Here is an 18,726-nt window from a genome sequence, read left to right on the forward strand (position 1 = left end):
AGTACCGCATCTGGTACGACACCCCGGCCGACCTGCGCTGCGCGGCCGTCACGACCACGTACAAGCAGAAGTGCTGGAACGCCGGACCGACGTTCTGGTCCCGCAAGCGCCTGGACAAGATCACCACCTCCGCCCAGCGCCGCACCGACACCACCGCGCGTCAGGTCGTCGACGAGTACAAGCTCAACCAGAACTTCGCGGCTCTGAAGACCGGCGTGAACACCGCCCTGTGGCTGGAGTCGATCTCCCGCACCGGTTATGCCCGTAACGGCTCCACCGACGCGAGCGTCACGCTGAACTCGGTGCGTTTCGAGTCCAACGCCGAGGACATGCCCAACCGCGTCATGCGCGGCACGAGCGATCCTCGTCCGGGCTTCTCCCGTCTGCGGATCGACCGTGTGATCAACGAGTACGGCGGCGAGACCGTCGTCACCTACAAGCCGGCCGAGGGCCAGTGCGCCACCGGTGTGGGCCTTCCGGCGAAGACTGACACGGCCGCTCTCAAGGCCAACACCCGCCTGTGCTACCCCACGTACTGGAACCCCGACCCCGAGGTCGAGGACATCGACTGGTTCCACAAGTACGTGGTCGAGTCGATCGAGGAGCTCCCGAACGTCGCCGGCTCCTACGGCACCAAGACGTTCTACGAGTACAAGAACGCCGGCTGGAAGCTCGCCGAGGCCGAGTTCACCAAGAAGTCCACGCGCACCTACTCCCAGTTCGCGGGCTTCGAGCAGACCACCGTCCTCACCGGCCCCAAGCCGTCGGACGTGGACAGCGGCGAGGGCTCCACGGGCGAGAACACCCCCGGCCTGGACAGCCCCCGGACCAAGGCGGTCACCCGCTTCTACCGAGGCATGGGCGACAGCGTCCCGGTCAAGGACGTCCACGGCAACGTCATCAAGACCTCCGACGGCTCGACCGTCTACGACCGCGAGCCGTTCGCCGGCCGCATCGCCGAAGAGTTGTCCTACTCCAGCGCGGACAAGGCCGACACCGATTGGCTGACCCGCTCCGTCACCATCCCCGTGGCCACCGAGCTCGGCAAGCGCGACCGCGAGGACGGCCTCACCGACCTCAAGGCCTGGCGCGTCACCGAACCCGAGGAAATCGCCTACACCAAGTCCTCCGGCACCAACACCGACGACCCTCGTACCCAGCGCGAGGTCCGCACCAAGACGACCTACGAGCCGACCCACGGCCTGCCCACACTCGTCGAGTCCCTTGGTGACACCGGCAAGACCGGCGACGAGTCCTGCACCAAGACGGAGTACCTGAACCAGACCGACAAGCACCTGATCGGTTTGTCCAAGCAAGTCCTGGTCTCCCCGACGCTCTGCACAGCCGCCGACTGGGCCGACCTGACGACCCTCAGCGGTGCCAGCCGGACGTCCTACGACGGCACGGCGTACGGCACGGCGCTCGCCGCATCCTCCCGTGGTCTGGCCACCGAGTCCTGGTCCCTGAACGGCACCGGTACGGCCTTCCAGAGCGCGGGAACGAGCACGTTCGACGCCATCGGTCGAGTGATCCGGCAGACGGATCCCGACGGGAAGTTCGCCACTGTCACCTTCGATCCGCCCACGGGCCAGGTCTTCAAGATCACCCAGACCAACGCATTGGGGCACAACCAGATCCAGGAAATCGAGCCCGGCCGTGCGGTGACGCTGAAGACCACTGACACGAACGGTCACGTCGGCGAGGCAAAGTACGACCCGCTGGGCCGTCTCTCTGAGTCCTGGGCACCGGGCCGCACCCCCGCTGCGGGAGCGGTCCCGGACTTTCGCGCCGAGTACACCATCCCCAAGCCGGAGGTGGACCCGGAAGACGCCGAGCGCGAAATCCGCAAGCCTCCGTACGTCACCACGTACGCACGGGGGCACGAGGACAAGATCGAGACCTCGGTCACCCTCTATGACGGCCTCGGCCGTGAGAGGCAGACCCAGGAAGAGGCCACCGGCGGTACGGGGCACCTCATCACCGACACGCTGTACAACAGCGCCGGCGAGGTCTACCAGACCAACAACGCCTACCTCACCGAGGACGCCAAGCCCGGCGAACTCTTCACCCCGCTCGCCGACACCGCAATCCCCAACATCACCCGCTACGCCTACGACGGCCTCGGCCGCGTGGTGCAGGAAACGCCGTACATGAAGTACGTCGACCCGGTCACCAAGGAAGCCTCCTCCAAGGCATACGAGGACCGGGCCACTAAGTACGAGTACGGTCAGGACTGGTCGAAGGTCGTCAACCCGCAGGGCACCTCGTCCTACCGGGTCTACACCGACGCCCTCGGCAGGACCTCTCGGGTCGACACGTTCAACCCGGCGGCTCCTGGCGGCTTCACGTCGATGAGCTACCAGTACGACCCGCGCGGCATGCTGGTGAAGGCGACCAACTCGGCCGACCCGACTCACCCGTGGTCGTGGACCTACGACCGGCGCGGTCGCCAGGAGAGCGCGACCGACCCCGACACCGGCACCCTGCGGACGACGTACGACGACCGTGACCGAGTGCTGACCAGCACGAATGCGCGTGGCGTCAAGATCTGGAACAGCTACGACGAGCTGTCCCGGCCGAAGCAGCAGCGCCTGAACGACGCGAACGGCACGCTGCTGGCCGACTTCACCTACGACACCGTCCCCGGCGGCAAGGGCATGCCCGCCACCGCCACCCGCTACACCGACGGCCTGGCGTACACGAAGAAGATCAACGGCTACACCAAGGACTACGCCCCAACCTCGAACACGCTGACCCTGCCATCCTCGCTGGCTTCGACCTGGGGACTGCAGACCTCGTACACCTACGACTACAAGTACTCGGACACCGGTCTCCTCGACGAGGCGACGGTGCCGGCGGTCGGCCGGTTCGATGCCGAGAAGCTGGTCGTGCGCTACAACAGCGAGGGCATGCCGCTCACCCTGTCCGGCAAGGACTGGTACGGCTCGGAGACCGTCTACTCCCCCTACGGCCAGGTCGTGCGCTCCACCCTGGGCGCTCAGCCGTACCGGGTCTGGACGCAGAACTCGTTCGACGAGTCCAGTGGTGAGCTGAAGGAGCAGCTCGTCTACCGCGAGAAGTCGGGTGAGGGCGCGGACAACTCAGTGGTCTCGGGCAACCTGGTCTCGAACCGCTCGTACACCTACGACCCGTCGGGCAACGTCACGGGCATCCGTGAGCACGCCACCGGGATCGAGGAGCGTCAGTGCTTCACCTACGATCCGCTGGGTCAGCTGAAGACGGCATGGACCTCGAAGGACCAGGCGGCGTGCACCGCGCCGAAGAACGGTGACGGCTCGCTGAACGTGGCGGCCGGGACGGACAGCTCCGGCTACTGGCACGAGTACGAGTACGACCTGCTCGGCAACCGTACGAAGCTGACCGAGAAGGACCTCACCGGCACGACGGCCAAGGACGCCACCGCCACCTATACCTATGGTGTGGGCGCGGCCAAGACCCAGCCCCGCACCTTGACCAAGGTCTCCAAGACCTACAGCGCTCCTTCGGGTGCGCAGGTCAAGGCGGAGGCGGAGCGTCTGTACGAGCTCACCGGCGAGACCAAGTCCGTGACGTCGATCGAGAACGGCGACAAGCAGTCGCTGACCTGGACGCACGACGGCAAGGTGGACCGGATCACCGGTCAGGGCACGGGCGGCAAGACTCCGTACGTGGGCCTGGCGGACAAGTGCATCGACCTGAAGTCCGGGCAGGGCGTGTCCGGTCAGCCAATCCAGCTCTACAGCTGCAACACCACGGGGCCGCAGAACTGGAAGTTCACCCCGACCCCGGGAACCAGCGCGGCGCCGCAGACCGACCCAAGCAAGGGCACGCTCTCGGTCTACGACACTTGGTGCCTCCAGCCGGCCGCCAACACCTCTGGATCGGCGCTGCAGATCCAAAGGTGTGACGGTTCGACCGCTCAGGAGCTGAAGCGGAACACGGCCGGGCAGCTGACGCACATCGCGTCGGGCCTCTGCGTGGCGGTCAAGGACGGCAACTCCGCCAGCGGTACCGCGATCGTCCTGGCCACCTGCGACGGTGCTTCCGCCGCCCAGCTGTGGTCGCCGCAGAACGACACCCGTCACATCTACGGCCCCGACGGTGATCGTCTGCTGAAGATCAAGGGCAAGCAGGCCACGCTGTACCTCGACGAGGCGGAGGTGACCGTCCAGCAGGGCGGCGTCCTGGTCAACAGCCAGCGCACCTACGCCGTCGCCGGCGGCGCGGTCATGCGCTACGCCTACGGCACCGGCGCGGAAACCCTCGTCGCCGTCACCGGCGACCAGCAGGGCTCGACCTACGCCGAGGTCGCGCTGTACGGCTCCCAGGCCGTCCGAATCCGCAAGCAGGACCCGTTTGGCAACGAGCGGGGCAAGACAGCCGCCAACCTGCAGGCACACACCGGGTTCCTGGGCAAGACGCGGGACGACGCCTCCGGCTACCAGCCGCTGGGCGCGCGTCTCTACGACCCTGCCGTGGGCAGGTTCCTGTCCGCTGACCCGGTGCTCGACCTGAACGACCTCCTCCAGTCGAACGGGTACGCCTACGCGCACAACAACCCGGTCACTCACGCGGACCCGACGGGTCTGTCGATCGTCCTGACCGCCTCGGAGAAAGCGGCCGCGCTCGCGGGCGCGGGTCTGTCCGCTGCGCAGGTCGCGCAGGCGCAGTCCACCATGGGCAAGTCCCTGACCTCGGTGATCCTCGCCGTGGCCTGGGAGACGCTCAAGGACTTCATCGGCATCAACGACGCCATGGCCTGCTTCGGTGGCGACATGTGGTCATGCGGCAGCCTGATCATCGGGGCCATCCCGTGGACCAAGCTCGGCAAGATCCCGTCAGTCCTCAAGGCCGTCAACCGCACCATCGACGCCATCCAGGCCTTCAAGGCCGCCAAGAAGGCTGCGGAGGCCGTCCTCAAGGCGGCCAAGGCCGCCGAGGCCGCAGCCTTGCGAGCCAAGAAGGCCGCCATCGAGAAGGCCAAGAAGGAGGCCGCGCAGAGAGCCAAGAAGAAGGCAGCCGAACAGGCCAAGAGAAAGGCCGACGCCGCGGCTGCTGCGAAGAAGAAGACCGGTAACCCGGTCCAGAAGCGGTCCCAGGCCAAGGCCGCGCCGAAGTCCTCATCGGTTACCGGCGGCAAGAGCAAGGGTGGAGGCAGCGGCAAGTCCAGCGCCGGCAAGCCCGGAGGCAGCAGCGGCGGTTCGTCCAGGAACAAGGGCGGCAGCAGCGGCAGCGGTGGCTCGGGCAGGACCGGGAACGGTGAGACCTGCAACAGCTTCGTGCCCGGCACGAAGGTACTGATGGCCGACGGTTCCACCAAGGCGATCGAGCAGGTCGGGGCCGGTGACAAGGTCGTCTCGACCGACCCGGAGACTGGGGAGACCCGCCCCGAGACGGTGACCGCCGAGATCAAGGGACAGGGCCTTAAGCACCTGGTCAGAATCACGGTCGACACCGACGGTACGGCAGGCTCGAAGACGGCCCAGGTCACTGCGACCGACGGCCACCCCGTGTGGGTACCGGCCCTGCGTGCCTGGATCAAGGCCACCGACCTGGAGGCCGGACAGTGGCTCCGGACCAGTGCGGGAGGCTACGTCCAGGTCGCCTCGGTCGAGCGCTGGACCGCTTCGCTCGCCACGGTCCACAACCTCACCGTGTCCGATGTCCACACGTATTACGTGGTGGCGGACACCACCGCGGTCCTGGTCCACAACTGCGACTCGGTGTACCGGGGCGACGCACGCTCCCCCGACGAGATCCAGGCGGCGGGTGGCTTCCAGCCGCAGGACCCGAACTCGGACGTGTCGCTGTACGACTACGCGGATCAGACGCGTAATCACAGCCGCTACGTGGGAACCTCCGAGAACTGGCAGACGGCAGTCACCTTCCCCTCGGTGGGTACCAACCCCAGGTACCTCTACGAGATCGACCGGGACGTGCCGAACGCCATCGACGTCAACGCGACGCTCGGTGACAGGAGTCCGAATCCGCACGAGCGAGAGATCGCCTTCGACGGAGGCATTCCCTGGCAGCACGTGCGCAGAGTATGGCGGACCGACGAGTTCGGGGAGATCGACATCGATTACGACGAACCGATCTGGGAGAGAGACTGACCGGATCCCCTGCCACAGGGCAGGGGACCACAGCAAGGGACAAAGGAGGTGAAGGCCGTGGCGAAGGCACAGGATGCGGGTGCGGCTCTGGTTTACGGAAGGGACATCGCGCTTCGCGATGTCGACAACGTGGAAGCGTTCCTGCATGCGCGGACGTCACGGCTCGCAGGTGCGGAGAAGGGATCCGACGAGCGCCAGCTGGCGCGATCCGTCGGAGCCGCTGTGCTGCACCTGACCGGAACGCTCCGGCACTCGGTGTCCTTCCTGGAGTCCGCCGCCGACGACAATGTGCTGCTGCTCCGCCAGCAGGTCAGGATCTCCTGGAACGCCCTGTGGGCCCTGGTCAGCCCATGGCAGTGGCACGACGACTACGACTCGGAGCGCTGGCGCTCGGTGAAGTACTGGGACGCCGCCGACGAATCGAGACTGCGGGGCCTCCTCGACGAGACCTTCGCCGAGAACCGTCGTCAACGCTCCGAGCGGAGTGACGGTGCCTAGCAGTCGGCCGAGCTGACAATCGGCATGAAATGAGTGGCCCCACCGGGTGTGTGCCCGGTGGGGCCATTTCGTCGTCCGGGGGGAGGGGAACTTGAGACTTACGTCAGCCCGTTCGGGCCACGCCAGTTCCCGTCCCGGTGCGGATCGCGGCCTTCGCCTAGTAGACGCTGACCCCGTACGCGTTCAGCGCCTCCGTGACCGGCTGGAAGAACGTCGTGCCGCCCGAGGAGCAGTTGCCGCTGCCGCCGGAGGTGAGGCCGATCGCGCGGCCGCCGGAGTAGAGCGGGCCGCCGGAGTCGCCCGGTTCGGCGCAGACGTTGGTGCGGATCATGCCGTAGACGATGTCCCCGCCGCCGTAGTTGACGGTGGCGTTGAGGCCGGTGACCGAGCCGCTGTGGGTGCCGGTGGTGGAGCCGCGGCGGGTCACGGACATGCCGACGGTGGCGTTGGCGGCGCTGGTGATGTCCACGTTGCCGACCGTGCCGGACTTCGTGACGGAGCTGTTGGTGTAGCGGACGATGCCGTAGTCGTTGTTCGGGAAGCTGGAGCCCGAGGTGGAGCCGAGGACGGTGGTGCGTCCGGAGTTGGAGTACCAGGTTCCGGCGCCGTCGGTGCAGTGACCGGCGGTCAGGAAGTAGTAGTTGCCCGCGCTGTCGCGGACGTTGAAGCCGAGCGAGCAGCGCCAGCTGGTGGCGTAGATCGCGTCGCCGCCGGAGATCAGCTTGTTGAACGTGCCCGGGGTGCGCTCGACGCGTATCGCGCCGGCGTTGGCCCCCGCCTGGCGCTTGATCTTGGCTATCTCCGCCGCGGAGACGGTGGAGTCGGCGGTGACGACGAGCGTCCTGGTGGCCTGGTCGACGTGCCAGGCGGTGCCCGCGACGTCGGCGGCCAGGACCGCGTCGCCCGCGGCGGAGAGCTGGGTGGCGCTGAACGTCCGGGCGGTGTCGGCGCTCGCGGTGGGGACGGCGAGTGCCGCCGCGGCGACGAGCCCGGTGGTGACGGCGAGGAGGCGGGTTCGTCTCGCGGTGGCCTTGAGGGGGGTGGTGCGCTTGATCCTCACTTCTCGTTCCTCCAGAGGGGAATCGGGGGTCCGCAGTGGGGTGCCGGACCCGTGAGGCGCGACCCGGGGGGCCGGCGCTGTGGGGGAGTCTCGGCCCGTCCGGGCCGGCGCCGCAAGGGCGCCTTTCGGCCGTACGACGCTCAACTACCGTGCGGGGAGACCGTCTCGGTGCGGTGCCTCAGTACAGGCTGACCTTGTACTTGGCGAGGGCTTCGGGCACCGGCTGGTAGAACGTCGTGCCACCGCTGGAGCAGTTGCCGCTGCCGCCCGAGGTGATGCCGAGCGCCTTGGTGCCGTCGTACAGGGCGCCCCCGGAGTCTCCCGGTTCGGCGCAGACGTTGGTCTGGATCATGCCGCGCACGGTGCCGCCTCCGGAGTAGCGCACGGTGGCGTTCAGGCCGGTGACGGTGCCGCTGCGGGTGCCGGTGGTGGAGCCGGAGCGCTTGACGGGCTCTCCGACGTAGGCGTCGGCCGCGGTGAACCCGCCGGGGTGGGCGAGGGAGGTGTTGTCGTAGCGGACCAGGGCGTAGTCGTTGCCGGGGAAACTGGAGCCGGTGGTGGCCCCGATCAGCGTCGACTGGGCGGAGTCGGCGTACCAGGTCTTCACGACGTTGCCGCAGTGGCCGGCGGTGAGGAAGTAGTACGTCGAGCCGCTGCGGACGTTGAAGCCGAGCGAGCAGCGGTAGCCGTTGCCGTAGATCGCGTCACCCGCTCCGAGCAGGGGCGTGAACACGCCCGGGGTGCGCCGGATGGAGAGAGCGTCGGCGTCGGCTCCGGCGGCCTGCCGGATTCTGGCGATGCCGGCGTCGGAGACGGTGGAGTCGGCGGTGACGACGACGCGGCCGGAGGCCCGGTCCACGTACCAGGCGGTGCCTCCGACGTCGGCCTTGAGGACGGCGGCGTCGGCGCGGGCGAGCTGGGTGGCACCGGCGGGCGCGGGGGCGGGCGATGCCTGGGCGCCCGGCAGAGCGAGGGCGGTGGTGGCCACGAAGGCCGCCGCGACGGCGAGTACGCGGCCGGTGTGCTTGAGTCTTGCCGGTCTCTTCACTGAGCTCCTTCCGGTAAGGCGGAGCGGCCCGTGGGTGACGGGCGCGGTGCGGATGTATGGCGTGTTCCTGACATGCACCGCTGCGATAGTGACCCCCGCATGACGGACGCACAAGACCGCACACCGAACGGGACGTCCCGCCCGCCCGGCCGAAGCTGTCCTCCTCAGGCCCCGCTCACGCGCCTCTCCCCCGCCGGGACCGCCGTGTCGAGGGTGTTGCCCGGCGGCGGGAAGGGGCAGATGAAGTGGTCGACGAAGGCGCACGGCGGCAGCAGCGCCCGGTTGAAGTCCACCGTCACCGAGCCGTCCTCGGCCGGGGCGGCGGGGCGCAGGAAACGGAAGCGGTAGCTGTCCCGGCCGCTGGTGGCGTCCGCGAAGACCGCCCAGAGGGTGCCGTCGTCCTCGACCGCGACCTGGAGGACGTGCTCGGCGCCGTGGAGCTCGAAGGCGAGGTCGCCGGCGAGGTGGAGCCCGCGCTCCCTGCCGTCCGCGTTCTCCACCCGGACGCTGCGGGCCCGCTCGTACGCGCGGAACGTGCCGGGTACCACCCAGCGCTCGTCGTAGGGTGTCGCCTCGATGCCCCGGAAGGACCGGCGGGTGTGCGACTCCGGGTCGAAGTCCCGTACCGCCCAGTCCCCTTCGCGGCGCAGAAGGACCAGCCGCCGCCCCGCGGACTCGGCGCGGGACTCGTGGACCGGGGAGTGGTCCGCGGTGAGCCGGACGGTGCCGATCAGCGGCTTGCCGTCGACGGTGACGGCGTCCTCGGCACCCGCTGTGAGGGTCACCTCGTCGCCGTCCGCCCGCCACAGCCCCGGAACGGCCGGAATTCGCCCGTCCGGATAGTCGGAGAGCCAGTACGTGCCCGCGAGGGAGAGCGGTCCGTACGACGACGCGACCGCGGCGACGCGCTGCTCGTGCCAGTGACGCCAGTCCGCTTGGGGGTCCGTGCTCATGGGTTCCACCCTTCCACACGGGCCGGACAACCCGGCGAGCCGGCCGTGGCGTCGCGCCGGAGTACCCCGTACGGAAGACCGCGGCCGGGCCGGGCCCGAGCGGATCCGGCTCGGCTCGGCCGGAAGGCGACCGTCCCGGATCGTCCCGACCGGAACTCGGCCCGTCCCGGCCCGGCTCCGCTCGGCCGCGCGGACGACGACGGGGTGTCAGCAGTCGCACCCGCAGCAGTCACAGCCCTCGCAGGCGCAGTCGCAGCCGTCCTCGTTGCGGCAGCAGCCCTTGCGCTTCTTCCGGGACCACGGGCCCTCGTACTCCTTCGCGCAGCAGAGCTGGCAGGTGCAGAACAGCCAGGTGAAGGCGGCGCAGCCGGCGAGGAAGCCGCGCGGCTTCGGGCGCTGCGGCCCGCCGCCCCCGCCGAACTGCGGCGGCGGCCCGCCGTATCCCCCCGGGCCGCCCGGGCCCCCGGCCCCGCCTCCGTAAGGATTCCCGCCGTACGGGTTCCCGCCTCCGTTCCCGTACGGGTTCCCGCCCCCGTTCCCGTACGGGTTCCCGCCGCCCTGCGCGCCGCCGTTCCCGTACGGATTGCCCTGCCCCGGGCCCGGAGTGCCGTGAGCGCAGGTCGTCGTCCCGAACGCGCGGTCCACCGAGTTGCGCAGTTCGTGCGCCAGGAGCATGTGCGCCAGCGTGCCGTCGACGAACTCCGTGTCCCGCAGCGCCAGGCGTATCCCGTGCAGCGCGTCGTCCGCGAGGCGCCGGGCCTCCGCCAGGGAGGTGCCCGTGGCGGTGAGCGGGTTCCAGGCACCCGACGCGGCGTCGGTCTCCTTGTCCTCCACGGCGTCCAGGAGGTGGGCGAGGCGTCCGAAGAGCCGACCGGCCTCGGCCAGCGGCGCCGCGTTCCCCGGCCGGCCGGCCAGGGCGGCGGTGTGGGCGAAGGCGGCCGCGGTGGCCGTCTCGGTCGGTTCGGTCACGACCAGGAGCGACGTGCCGGGGCCGGCCAGGGACTCGATGCCGCCCTGCCGGTCCACCGCGTCCACCAGGACGTCCGTGTCGAAGCCGATCTCACGGCCGGTGCGGGCGCCCGCGAGGTCCCATGACCTCGCGACGCGGCGGGCCGCGGCGGCGACCGGGCGGCGGGCCAACAGCCCGTCGCGGTCCGCGACGTGGTCGCGGACCTTCGCCGAGGCGAGCACCAGGGACACCGTGGCGGCGAGTCGGGCCCCCTCACCGTGGGCGACGGGGGCCCGCTTCATCTGGCGCAGGGGGCAGGGCCCCGCCGTGCGCCGACCGCCGGGCACCGCGCCGGTCCGCGCCCCCGTCTGAGCCTCCGTCAGGACCGAGACGATGAGGCCGTCGTAGTTGGTCACCACCCGCGCGAACTGGCCGTGGTCGGCCCGAAGGGCCAGGCAGAGGCCGCAGAGATGGGCCATCCACTCCGTCTTGAGGCCGTCGGTGAGACGGTGGGTGCATGGCCTGACGATTCCGAACAAGAGACTCCCCCGTGAGTCGTGCGCAGGTGTCCTGCGCGCGTGCGCCAGGCATCGTATCGAGCCGGACCGTTCACCCGTACGCCCGCCACGTCACCCTTCCGGCCCGACTTTCATATTTTAAGTTGCGCAGCCCGTGCAATCCTCCGTCAGGCCCCGCATACCGCAAGTTTCCTGACGATTCGCCAGCAACCGGGCCTCACGTTCTGCACCAGTACCGTCACGAATCCCCTGCGCGGCGACTATCCACTTGGCGCGCGATCCGCATGATGGACCACGATAGGGAATGCGGAACCACAAGTGACCGCGCTGAAAGGAGGCGTCCATGGGATCGGTGCGCAAGGCGAGTGCCTGGCTGGGACTCGTCGAGGACAACGACGAGCGTTACTACGACGACGAGTACGCCGAGGGTGCCGAGAACGGCGACGCCTGGGTGACGGACCCGCGGGTGCGGGTGGCGTCCGACTCGGCGCATGAGCAGGGCCGCCGGATCGCGACCGTCTCCCCGGACGGCTTCCGGGACGCCCGGGGCATCGGTGAGCTGTTCCGCGACGGGGTTCCGGTCATCGTGAACCTCACCGCCATGGAGCCCTCCGACGCCAAGCGGGTGGTGGACTTCGCCGCGGGTCTCGCCTTCGGCCTGCGCGGATCCATCGAGCGCGTGGCGACCCGGGTCTTCCTGCTGACCCCCGCCGACACGCAGATCGTCAGCGGGGACTCCGCCGGGCGTGCGCAGGACGGTTTCTTCAACCAGAGCTGAGCGAGGTGCTCCCGGCGGCCGGATCCGGTGCGACCGGTGAGCGCCTCGCCCGGTGAGCACCTCTCCGGGTCGGCCTCGGCCGGCGCCGCGGCACGAGCGGGCCCGGTACGCCCTCGCCCGGTGAGCACCTCTCCGGGTCGGCCTCGGTCCGCGCCCCGGTACGTCCGCTCCGGTCAGCGCGCTGCGTGTCCGGACCCGGCCCGCTCGGCGTGTTCGGGGACGAACCGCTCGCGGCCCGCGGCCTCACCGGCAGGGTGTCGTCCCCGCCCGAGGGGCTCGCTGGGCAGCGGTCCGCGCGTGGCCGGCACCCGTACGGCGTCGCAGGCGTCGGCGAGCACCGGGAGGGTGGCCGCCGCCTCCTCCGCGTCCGCCGGGCACTCCATGACCCGGGGCAGCCGCAATGCCATCAGGGCGCCGAGCAGCAGCAGCCCCGCGCTGACGAAGAGCGTCACGTGCAGCCCGTTCACGAAGGCGTGCCGAGCCGCGTGGTACAGCGCCGACCCGGCCGCGCCGCCGAGCTGGTCGGCGGTCTGGTAGGCCTCGCCGAGCGAGTTCGCCGCGGCCCGGCTCGCTGCCTCCGGGACGCCCGGCACGGAGGCGAGACCGGGGGCGTACGACGCGTTCATCACGCTGCCCAGCAGCGCGATGCCCATGCCCGCGCCGAGCTGGTAGGAGGTCTCCCCGATGGCCGCCGCCCCGCCCGCGCTCTCCGGCGGGGCCTCGCTCAGCATCGACTCGTAGGCCGAGAAGAGCGTCGTCTGCAGCCCGAAGCCGAGCAGCACGAAACCCACGGTGAGCAGGAGCGGCCGGTCGTTCTGGCCCATCAGGACGAGCAGCAGGACGGCCGCGGCGGTGAGCACGAAGCCCCAGCCGACCATGTGACGCGGCCCGATCCGGCGCAGCGTGTACGAGCCGGTGGCACCGGCCGCCATGGCGGCGAAGGTGAGGGGCAGCAGCCGCAGCCCGGTCTCCAGCGGGCTCAGGCCGAGGACCAGCTGGAGGTACTGGACGGCGATCAGCTCCAGGCCGACCAGGGCCAGCATGGCGAGCACGATGCAGCCCACGGAGGTGGTGAACGCGGCGCGGGAGAACAGCCGCATGTCGATCAGCGGGTGCGTGCGCCGCCGCTGCCGTCGTACGAAGAGGATCAGGAGCGCCGCCCCGAGGAGCAGCGGCCCCGCCGTGGCGAAGGAGAGCAGGGGCTCCCCCGCGCCGATCCGCTTGACTCCGAGGACCGCGCCGAGGACTCCGGCCGCCGCCATCAGCGCCCCGAGGACGTCCCAGGGACCGTCGCCGCTCCCCTTGGACTCGGGGAGCAGCCAGCGCCCTGCGGGGAGGATCAGCGCCATGAGCGGGATGTTGATCAGGAAGACCGAGCCCCACCAGAAGTGCTCGACCAGGAAGCCGCCGAGCACCGGACCGGTGGCGGCGCCGACCGCGGCGACCGCCGTCCAGATGCCGATGGCGGTGGCGCGCTCCCGCCGGTCGGGGAAGACCGCCCGGAGGATCGACAGGGTGGCCGGCATGATCATGGCGCCGCCGACTCCGAGGAGGGCGCGGGCGCCGATGAGCACCTCGGGAGCGGTGGCCAGGGCGGCGACCGCGGAGGCGACTCCGAACAGCGCGTAACCGAGCAGGAGCACCCGGCGCCGCCCCACCCGGTCACCGAGCGTGCCGAAGAGGATCAGCAGCGAGGCGCAGATCAAGGGGTAGGCGTCGACGATCCAGAGGAGCGCGGTGGAGCTGGGTCGCAGGTCCTCCGTGAGGGAGGGGACGGCGACGTGGAGCACCGTGGCGTCCAGGGCGACCAGCAGCAGGCTGACGCAGAGGACGAGGAGGACGACCCAGCGGTTGGCACCGCCGCCCGCGGCCCGGAGTCGTGCTCCGGCCGTGATCGTCCGCTGCATGTCCGTACCTCCCATGGAATCTCTCGCGTTCGGCGGTCGCCTGCCGGGCGCGTGGCCTCGGGGCGGCCCGGCATCGACGGGCGAGTGAGCCGTCAGCGTACGCGAGTTCGCGGCCCGAGCGCGTGGTGCAGCTCTCACCCCGTCGGGCCGGGCGGTGTGGCGTACGCCACTCCGTCCGCGCCGCGTGTCGCATGGAATTCCGCGCGGACGAGCGTGTGAGGCATTATCCCGGCGTACAAACAGACTTCCGGAAAGTCGCTTCGCGCATTAGGGCCGAAGGTCATCGGATTCTCAGACCGGGGCCGGGGAAAAACCCCCGGTTGAGACCAACTCCACATCACATCGTCATCACGAAGAGACCGGATCGACCAGGCTCGCTACTCACTCCCTGTAACGTCGATTGGGTGCGTACCGACATCTTTGCCCGGCTGGACCGGGAGCCGGAACCGCCGAAGATAGAGGTCCCGCGGATGACCCGCACGCGTCTCGCCCTCTTCGGCGGGACGTCGGCGTTCTATCTCGCCATCGTGGTGGCCGTACTGCTGTCGACCGGGCTGGTGACCCTCGACTGGAAGATCATGCTCTTCCGTCCCTACCAGCAATGGCCGGAGCTGCACGCCTTCCTCGACTACTACGTGGTCCTCGGTCAGCGCGGCCCCACGGCCGTGATGGTGGCGGCCTGGCTGGGCTGGCGCTCCTGGCGCCAGCACACGCTGCGGCCGCTGCTCACCCTCGGCGCGGCACTGCTGCTGCTGAACGTCACGGTCGGGGCGGTCAAGCTCGGACTCGGCCGTCTCGGTCCCCACTACGCGACGCAGATCGGCTCGGCCGAGCTGTTCGCGGGCGGCGATATATTTCCGTCCGGACACACCGCCAACGCGGTCGTGACCTGGGGAATCCTCGCCTATCTGGCGACGACTCCCCGGGCCAGACGCTATCTGTCGGCCCTCTCGGCCGTGGTGGCCCTGGGCGTGGGCCTGACCACCGTCTACCTCGGTACGCACTGGCTCAGCGACGTGCTGCTCGGCTGGGCCGCCGGCCTGCTCATCCTGCTCGCGCTGCCCTGGTGCGAGCCGTTGATCGGCCGGGCCGAGGCGTTCGTCCTCGGCCTGCGGGACCGGGTGCGCGAGCAGCTGCGGGCCCGTCGCCGCCTGGTGCCCTCGCTGCCCGTCGCGACCGGAGGGCCGCGTCCGGCGCCGTATCCGCGGCGTCCCGCGGCGGCCGAGGAGCCGGTACGGGAGGTCATCGGGTCCCGGACCGGCCGGGCTCCGGCCGGGCGCGGGGAGGGGCGGCTCGCTCCGCCGCTGGCCGCCTCCCGGCCGCACGCCGTGCGCTCGGAGCGCACGCCGGTCACCCCGGCCGGCAGCCGTCGTCCGGGGCACTCGCGGCCGCTCACGGGCGGCTGAGAACCCCGCACGCCCGCGACTCCGCCGACCGCACGACCGCACGCGGAAGGGCCCCGGCTTCGGCCGGGGCCCTTCCCTCTGTCGGTCGGCGGGCAGGTGCACGCGGCGGCCGGTGCGGCCCGGAAGGTGTCAGCCGAGCCAGCAGCGGATCACGGCGCCGTGGTCCACCTCGAAGTTGATGCGCCCTTCCAGGTACTCCATCGTGATGATCGAACCGGGCGGAAGGGAGCGCACCACGCCCCAGCCGCGGGCTCTGGCGAGCTGCTCGGCGCGCTCCGCGTCGAGCCCCACATAGGACTCCGCGGAGCCGTCTTCGGAAGGTACGGGAGAGGTCGGCTTCGGTGTCATGTGCTCACGTTAGGCGGCGCCGGACGGTGACGGAAGCGCAGAGCGTTCGAGAGGCCCGAACAACCCCATGTACCTCACCGGTCACGCTTGTGTCACAGGTTCTCGACATATGTTTGGACACGGGATCATCACTCGATCCGGCGGTTTCCGGCCGTTTCTCCAGCAATTCCGCGACTCATATGGAAGGTCGCACAGAGACACGGCAATTCCGTTCCGTGCACGCCCCGGCGGAATTGACGGGGGGCACATCGCCCGGCCGCATTACCCGCGGTCCGCGCCCCATTCGCCCTCTCTCCGGCGCCCGGATCAGCCCTCACCGGGGGCGGTGGATCGCTCCAGGGCGCGGTCGATCCGGTCCCTGATCGTCCGCATCCGGTGATCGAGGCCGGGCGGCTCGACCACCTCGAACTCCAGACCCATCAGGGCCACGTGCATCAGCAGATAGTCCATGTTCGGGGCGCCGGTGCGAAGCAGGCAGGCGTGCTCCCCGTCCGCCTCCAGGACGCCGTCCATGGGCCCGACGACCGTGGCCGCCTCGGCGAGCGGGACATGGAGGCGGAACGTGGCCTCGAGGGCGTAGGCGGCGCTGGACACGCCCTTAGAGACATAGGCGGCGAGATCCTCCGCCGGCGGTTCGCGGGGCGGGAAGCGCGGACCGTGGGGCGGCCTGGGGTCGATCCGGTCGGCCCGGAACGTACGCCAGCCGGCCCGGTCCACGTCCCAGGCGACCAGGTACCAGCGCCGCTCGGTGCACACCAGACGGTGGGGCTCGACGGTACGACGGGTCGGGGCGCCGCCGTGGTCGCGGTATTCGAAGCGGAGCCGCTCGCCGTCCCGGCAGGCGGCCACGAGCTCGGTGAGGACCGCCGGGTCGACCTGGGTCGCCGGGGTGCGGAGCATCGGCACGGTGAAGGCGTTCAGCGCGCTGACGCGGTGTCGCAGCCGGCCCGGCAGGACCTGCTCCAGCTTGGCGAGGGCGCGTACGGAGCTCTCGCCGATGCCCTCGATGCCCTGGCCTGCGGCCGTGCGCAGTCCGACGGCGACGGCGACGGCCTCCTCGTCGTCCAGGAGCAGCGGGGGCAGCTCGGCGCCCGCGCCGAGCTGGTACCCGCCCCCGGTACCCGGGCTGGCGTTGACGGGATAGCCGAGCTCGCGCAGCCGGTCCACGTCCCGGCGCACGGTCCGCGGGGTGACGCCGAGCCGGTCGGCGAGATCGGCACCGGACCATTCACGGTGGGCCTGCAGCAGTGAGAGCAGACGCAGGAGTCGTGCGGAGGTCTCCAACATGGGGCCGAGTCTGCCAGCCGTCGCGGACAGGTACGGTCCGCAAGGTTCTCGCTCCCGGCTCCGGCCCCCTCACCCCTGCGGCCCGGTGGAGGGCGCCTGCGGCGGAAGGTCCCGCCCGCCGCCGGGCCGGGGCGTCGGCTCCGGCTCGGCGCCTCCGGCTCAGCGGAGAACCGGCTCAGCGGAACCGGCGGACCAGTGCTCCGGCCTTCGCCTTCGCGGTGTAGACGGCGTCGACCGCCGCTCCGACCGCGCGGTGCAGGGCGTCCTTGCCTCGCCCGTGTGCGCGGGCACGCGCCCCCCGGGCGAGGAGCGCGGTCCAGATCTCCTCGTGCCGGGCGGCGATACGGACCGGGTCGAAGCGCTCGGACGCCGCCAGGGCGGCCCGCGCCGTCTTCGCGCGCAGTTCGTCGTCCTCGATGAGTTCGAGCAGGGCCCGGGCGATCGCGGAGACGTCGTCGACCGGTACGAGACGGCCGTCCACCCCGTCCTCGATGATCTCCCGGGGGCCGTGCGGGCAGTCGGTGGAGACGACCGGCAGTCCACACCGCATCGCCTCGACGATGGTCATACCGAAGGACTCCCGCCGGGAGGTGACGGCGGCGAGCGAACCCTTGGCCCACTCCGGCTCCATCGGGTGGGCCGTTCCCATGAGGAAGACGTTCTCGCCGAGGCCGCGCCGCTCGATCCGGCCGGCGAGCGTCTTCCTCAGGTTGTCGGAGGCGTCCCCGGTGCCGTAGATCCGCAGCTTCCAGTCGGGGCGGGCCGCGGCCACCGCGGCGAAGGCGTCGATGAGCACGTCGTACCGCTTGACCGGGGTCAGCCGGCCCGCCGCGACGACGATCTTCGCGGCGGGGTCGGCCGGCGGAACGCTCGGCGCGGGGACGCTGTTGGGCACCGCGTCGATCCGTACGTCCTGCAGCGCGAGCGCGCGGTACGAGCGGGCGTCGGCCTCGGTGACCGTGGTGACGGCGTCCAGGAGGGCGTAGTGGTGCCCGATGTCCCGGCGCAGCCGGTAGCTGTGACCGTCCAGGATCAGGTGCTCCTGGCCGACCAGGACGGGGCCGCGCCGGGCCTGGCGGGCGAGCTGGACGTTGAGCCCAGGGCGCGTGGCGACCACGACGTCGGCCTCGACGGTACGCAGGTGTGCGCCGATCCGGGCGTCGGTGAGCGCGCTGTACTGCTTCCACCGGCCGTCGCCGCGCGGGAAGACGCGGGCGGGCCGGGAGAAGTCGGGGTGCCCGCCGTCGTATCCGGGGCTGTTCTTGCGCAGGTCGACCAGGTGACGCAGGGTCACGCCGGCCGGGACGCCGAGGATCGGCTCGTCGCGGTGGCGGAACACGGAGACGATCTCCACCTCGTGACGTTCGGCCAGCACCTGGGCGAGCGTGAACGTCGTCCGGATCGTGCCGCCGATGTGGTAGCCGTTGTGGAGCAGAAAGGAGATACGCATCGCGCTGCCGGTTCCCCCCGGTCAGATGGTCGGTCGGGGCGACTGTACTGCGTGGCCGCCCCCGCCGTTCACGGTCGGTGGGCTGGGCGCCAGGGGGCGGTGGCGCGGCACGATGGCCGTGTGTACGGGAGGCCGCCCGGCCGCCCCGCCCACGGGAGCGGGGAGCACGGCTGTCGGATACCTGACGGGGCGTCGGTCCGTCCGGCATGGCGGACGGGAGGCGGGCGGCCAGGGCTCCGCGTGACCTCGACGTCCGGGCCACAGCGCAGGCGCCAGAGGCGGGCCGAGCCTGGCGGACGCCCAACAGCCTCCGGCCCACGGCGGACGCGACCGGCCAACGGACGACCGTTCCAGGGCGTGTGACGGGAGGCCGGCGCACGGCTCGGGGGGAGGGGCGGCCTCCCCCGGTCT

Annotated in this window: 12 protein-coding genes; 4 read left to right on the forward strand and 8 right to left on the reverse strand. The window is 70.8% G+C overall.

The window, feature by feature from the left end:
* On the forward strand, positions 1-6,113 hold a 6,113-nt coding region (locus AB0K65_RS27285; RefSeq protein WP_365721007.1), incomplete at its 5' end, for a ricin-type beta-trefoil lectin domain protein.
* 57 nt (positions 6,114-6,170) lie between these two features.
* Positions 6,171-6,611: a hypothetical protein gene (locus tag AB0K65_RS27290; RefSeq protein ID WP_365721009.1), complete on the forward strand. Its 441-nt coding sequence runs from the start codon at positions 6,171-6,173 to the stop codon at positions 6,609-6,611.
* Positions 6,612-6,768: 157 nt separating this feature from the next.
* Here the strand turns inward: AB0K65_RS27290 and AB0K65_RS27295 are convergent, their stop codons facing one another.
* The 4 genes from AB0K65_RS27295 to AB0K65_RS27310 form a co-directional block, all read right to left on the reverse strand.
* The gene (locus AB0K65_RS27295; protein ID WP_365721011.1) at positions 6,769-7,671 is read right to left on the reverse strand and encodes a S1 family peptidase; all 903 of its coding nucleotides are present in this window, start codon (positions 7,669-7,671) and stop codon (positions 6,769-6,771) included.
* A 178-nt stretch (positions 7,672-7,849) separates the two neighbouring features.
* On the reverse strand, positions 7,850-8,719 hold the full coding sequence (locus AB0K65_RS27300; RefSeq protein ID WP_365721013.1) for a S1 family peptidase: 870 nt from the start codon (positions 8,717-8,719) through the stop codon (positions 7,850-7,852).
* Positions 8,720-8,883: 164 nt separating this feature from the next.
* Positions 8,884-9,672 (reverse strand): DUF1684 domain-containing protein, encoded by a 789-nt coding sequence (locus tag AB0K65_RS27305; RefSeq protein ID WP_365721015.1) that lies wholly within the window; start codon positions 9,670-9,672, stop codon positions 8,884-8,886.
* Positions 9,673-9,879: 207 nt separating this feature from the next.
* The gene (locus tag AB0K65_RS27310) at positions 9,880-11,160 is read right to left on the reverse strand and encodes a DUF5685 family protein (protein WP_365721017.1); all 1,281 of its coding nucleotides are present in this window, start codon (positions 11,158-11,160) and stop codon (positions 9,880-9,882) included.
* Positions 11,161-11,482: 322 nt separating this feature from the next.
* Here AB0K65_RS27310 and AB0K65_RS27315 point away from each other — a divergent pair, with 322 nt between their 5' ends.
* Positions 11,483-11,917: a cell division protein SepF gene (locus tag AB0K65_RS27315; RefSeq protein WP_365721019.1), complete on the forward strand. Its 435-nt coding sequence runs from the start codon at positions 11,483-11,485 to the stop codon at positions 11,915-11,917.
* Positions 11,918-12,090: 173 nt separating this feature from the next.
* Here the strand turns inward: AB0K65_RS27315 and AB0K65_RS27320 are convergent, their stop codons facing one another.
* A complete protein-coding gene (locus tag AB0K65_RS27320) occupies positions 12,091-13,824 on the reverse strand; it encodes an MFS transporter (RefSeq protein ID WP_365721021.1) in 1,734 nt (577 codons plus the stop codon).
* Between the two features lie 404 nt (positions 13,825-14,228).
* Here AB0K65_RS27320 and AB0K65_RS27325 point away from each other — a divergent pair, with 404 nt between their 5' ends.
* The gene (locus AB0K65_RS27325) at positions 14,229-15,230 is read left to right on the forward strand and encodes a phosphatase PAP2 family protein (RefSeq protein ID WP_365721023.1); all 1,002 of its coding nucleotides are present in this window, start codon (positions 14,229-14,231) and stop codon (positions 15,228-15,230) included.
* 129 nt (positions 15,231-15,359) lie between these two features.
* On the opposite strand, the gene AB0K65_RS27330 is transcribed toward AB0K65_RS27325, so the two are convergent.
* The 3 genes from AB0K65_RS27330 to AB0K65_RS27340 form a co-directional block, all read right to left on the reverse strand.
* Positions 15,360-15,578: an I78 family peptidase inhibitor gene (locus AB0K65_RS27330; protein WP_365721025.1), complete on the reverse strand. Its 219-nt coding sequence runs from the start codon at positions 15,576-15,578 to the stop codon at positions 15,360-15,362.
* 306 nt (positions 15,579-15,884) lie between these two features.
* Positions 15,885-16,865 carry a YafY family protein gene (locus AB0K65_RS27335; protein ID WP_365721027.1) on the reverse strand — a complete coding sequence of 327 codons (981 nt, stop codon included), beginning with the start codon at positions 16,863-16,865 and terminating at the stop codon, positions 15,885-15,887.
* A 175-nt stretch (positions 16,866-17,040) separates the two neighbouring features.
* Entirely contained in the window at positions 17,041-18,315 is a 1,275-nt protein-coding gene (locus AB0K65_RS27340; RefSeq protein ID WP_365721029.1) for a glycosyltransferase, read from the reverse strand.
* Positions 18,316-18,726: the final 411 nt, after the last annotated feature.

The organism is Streptomyces sp. NPDC053755, assembly GCF_040677675.1.
Lineage (GTDB): Bacteria > Actinomycetota > Actinomycetes > Streptomycetales > Streptomycetaceae > Streptomyces.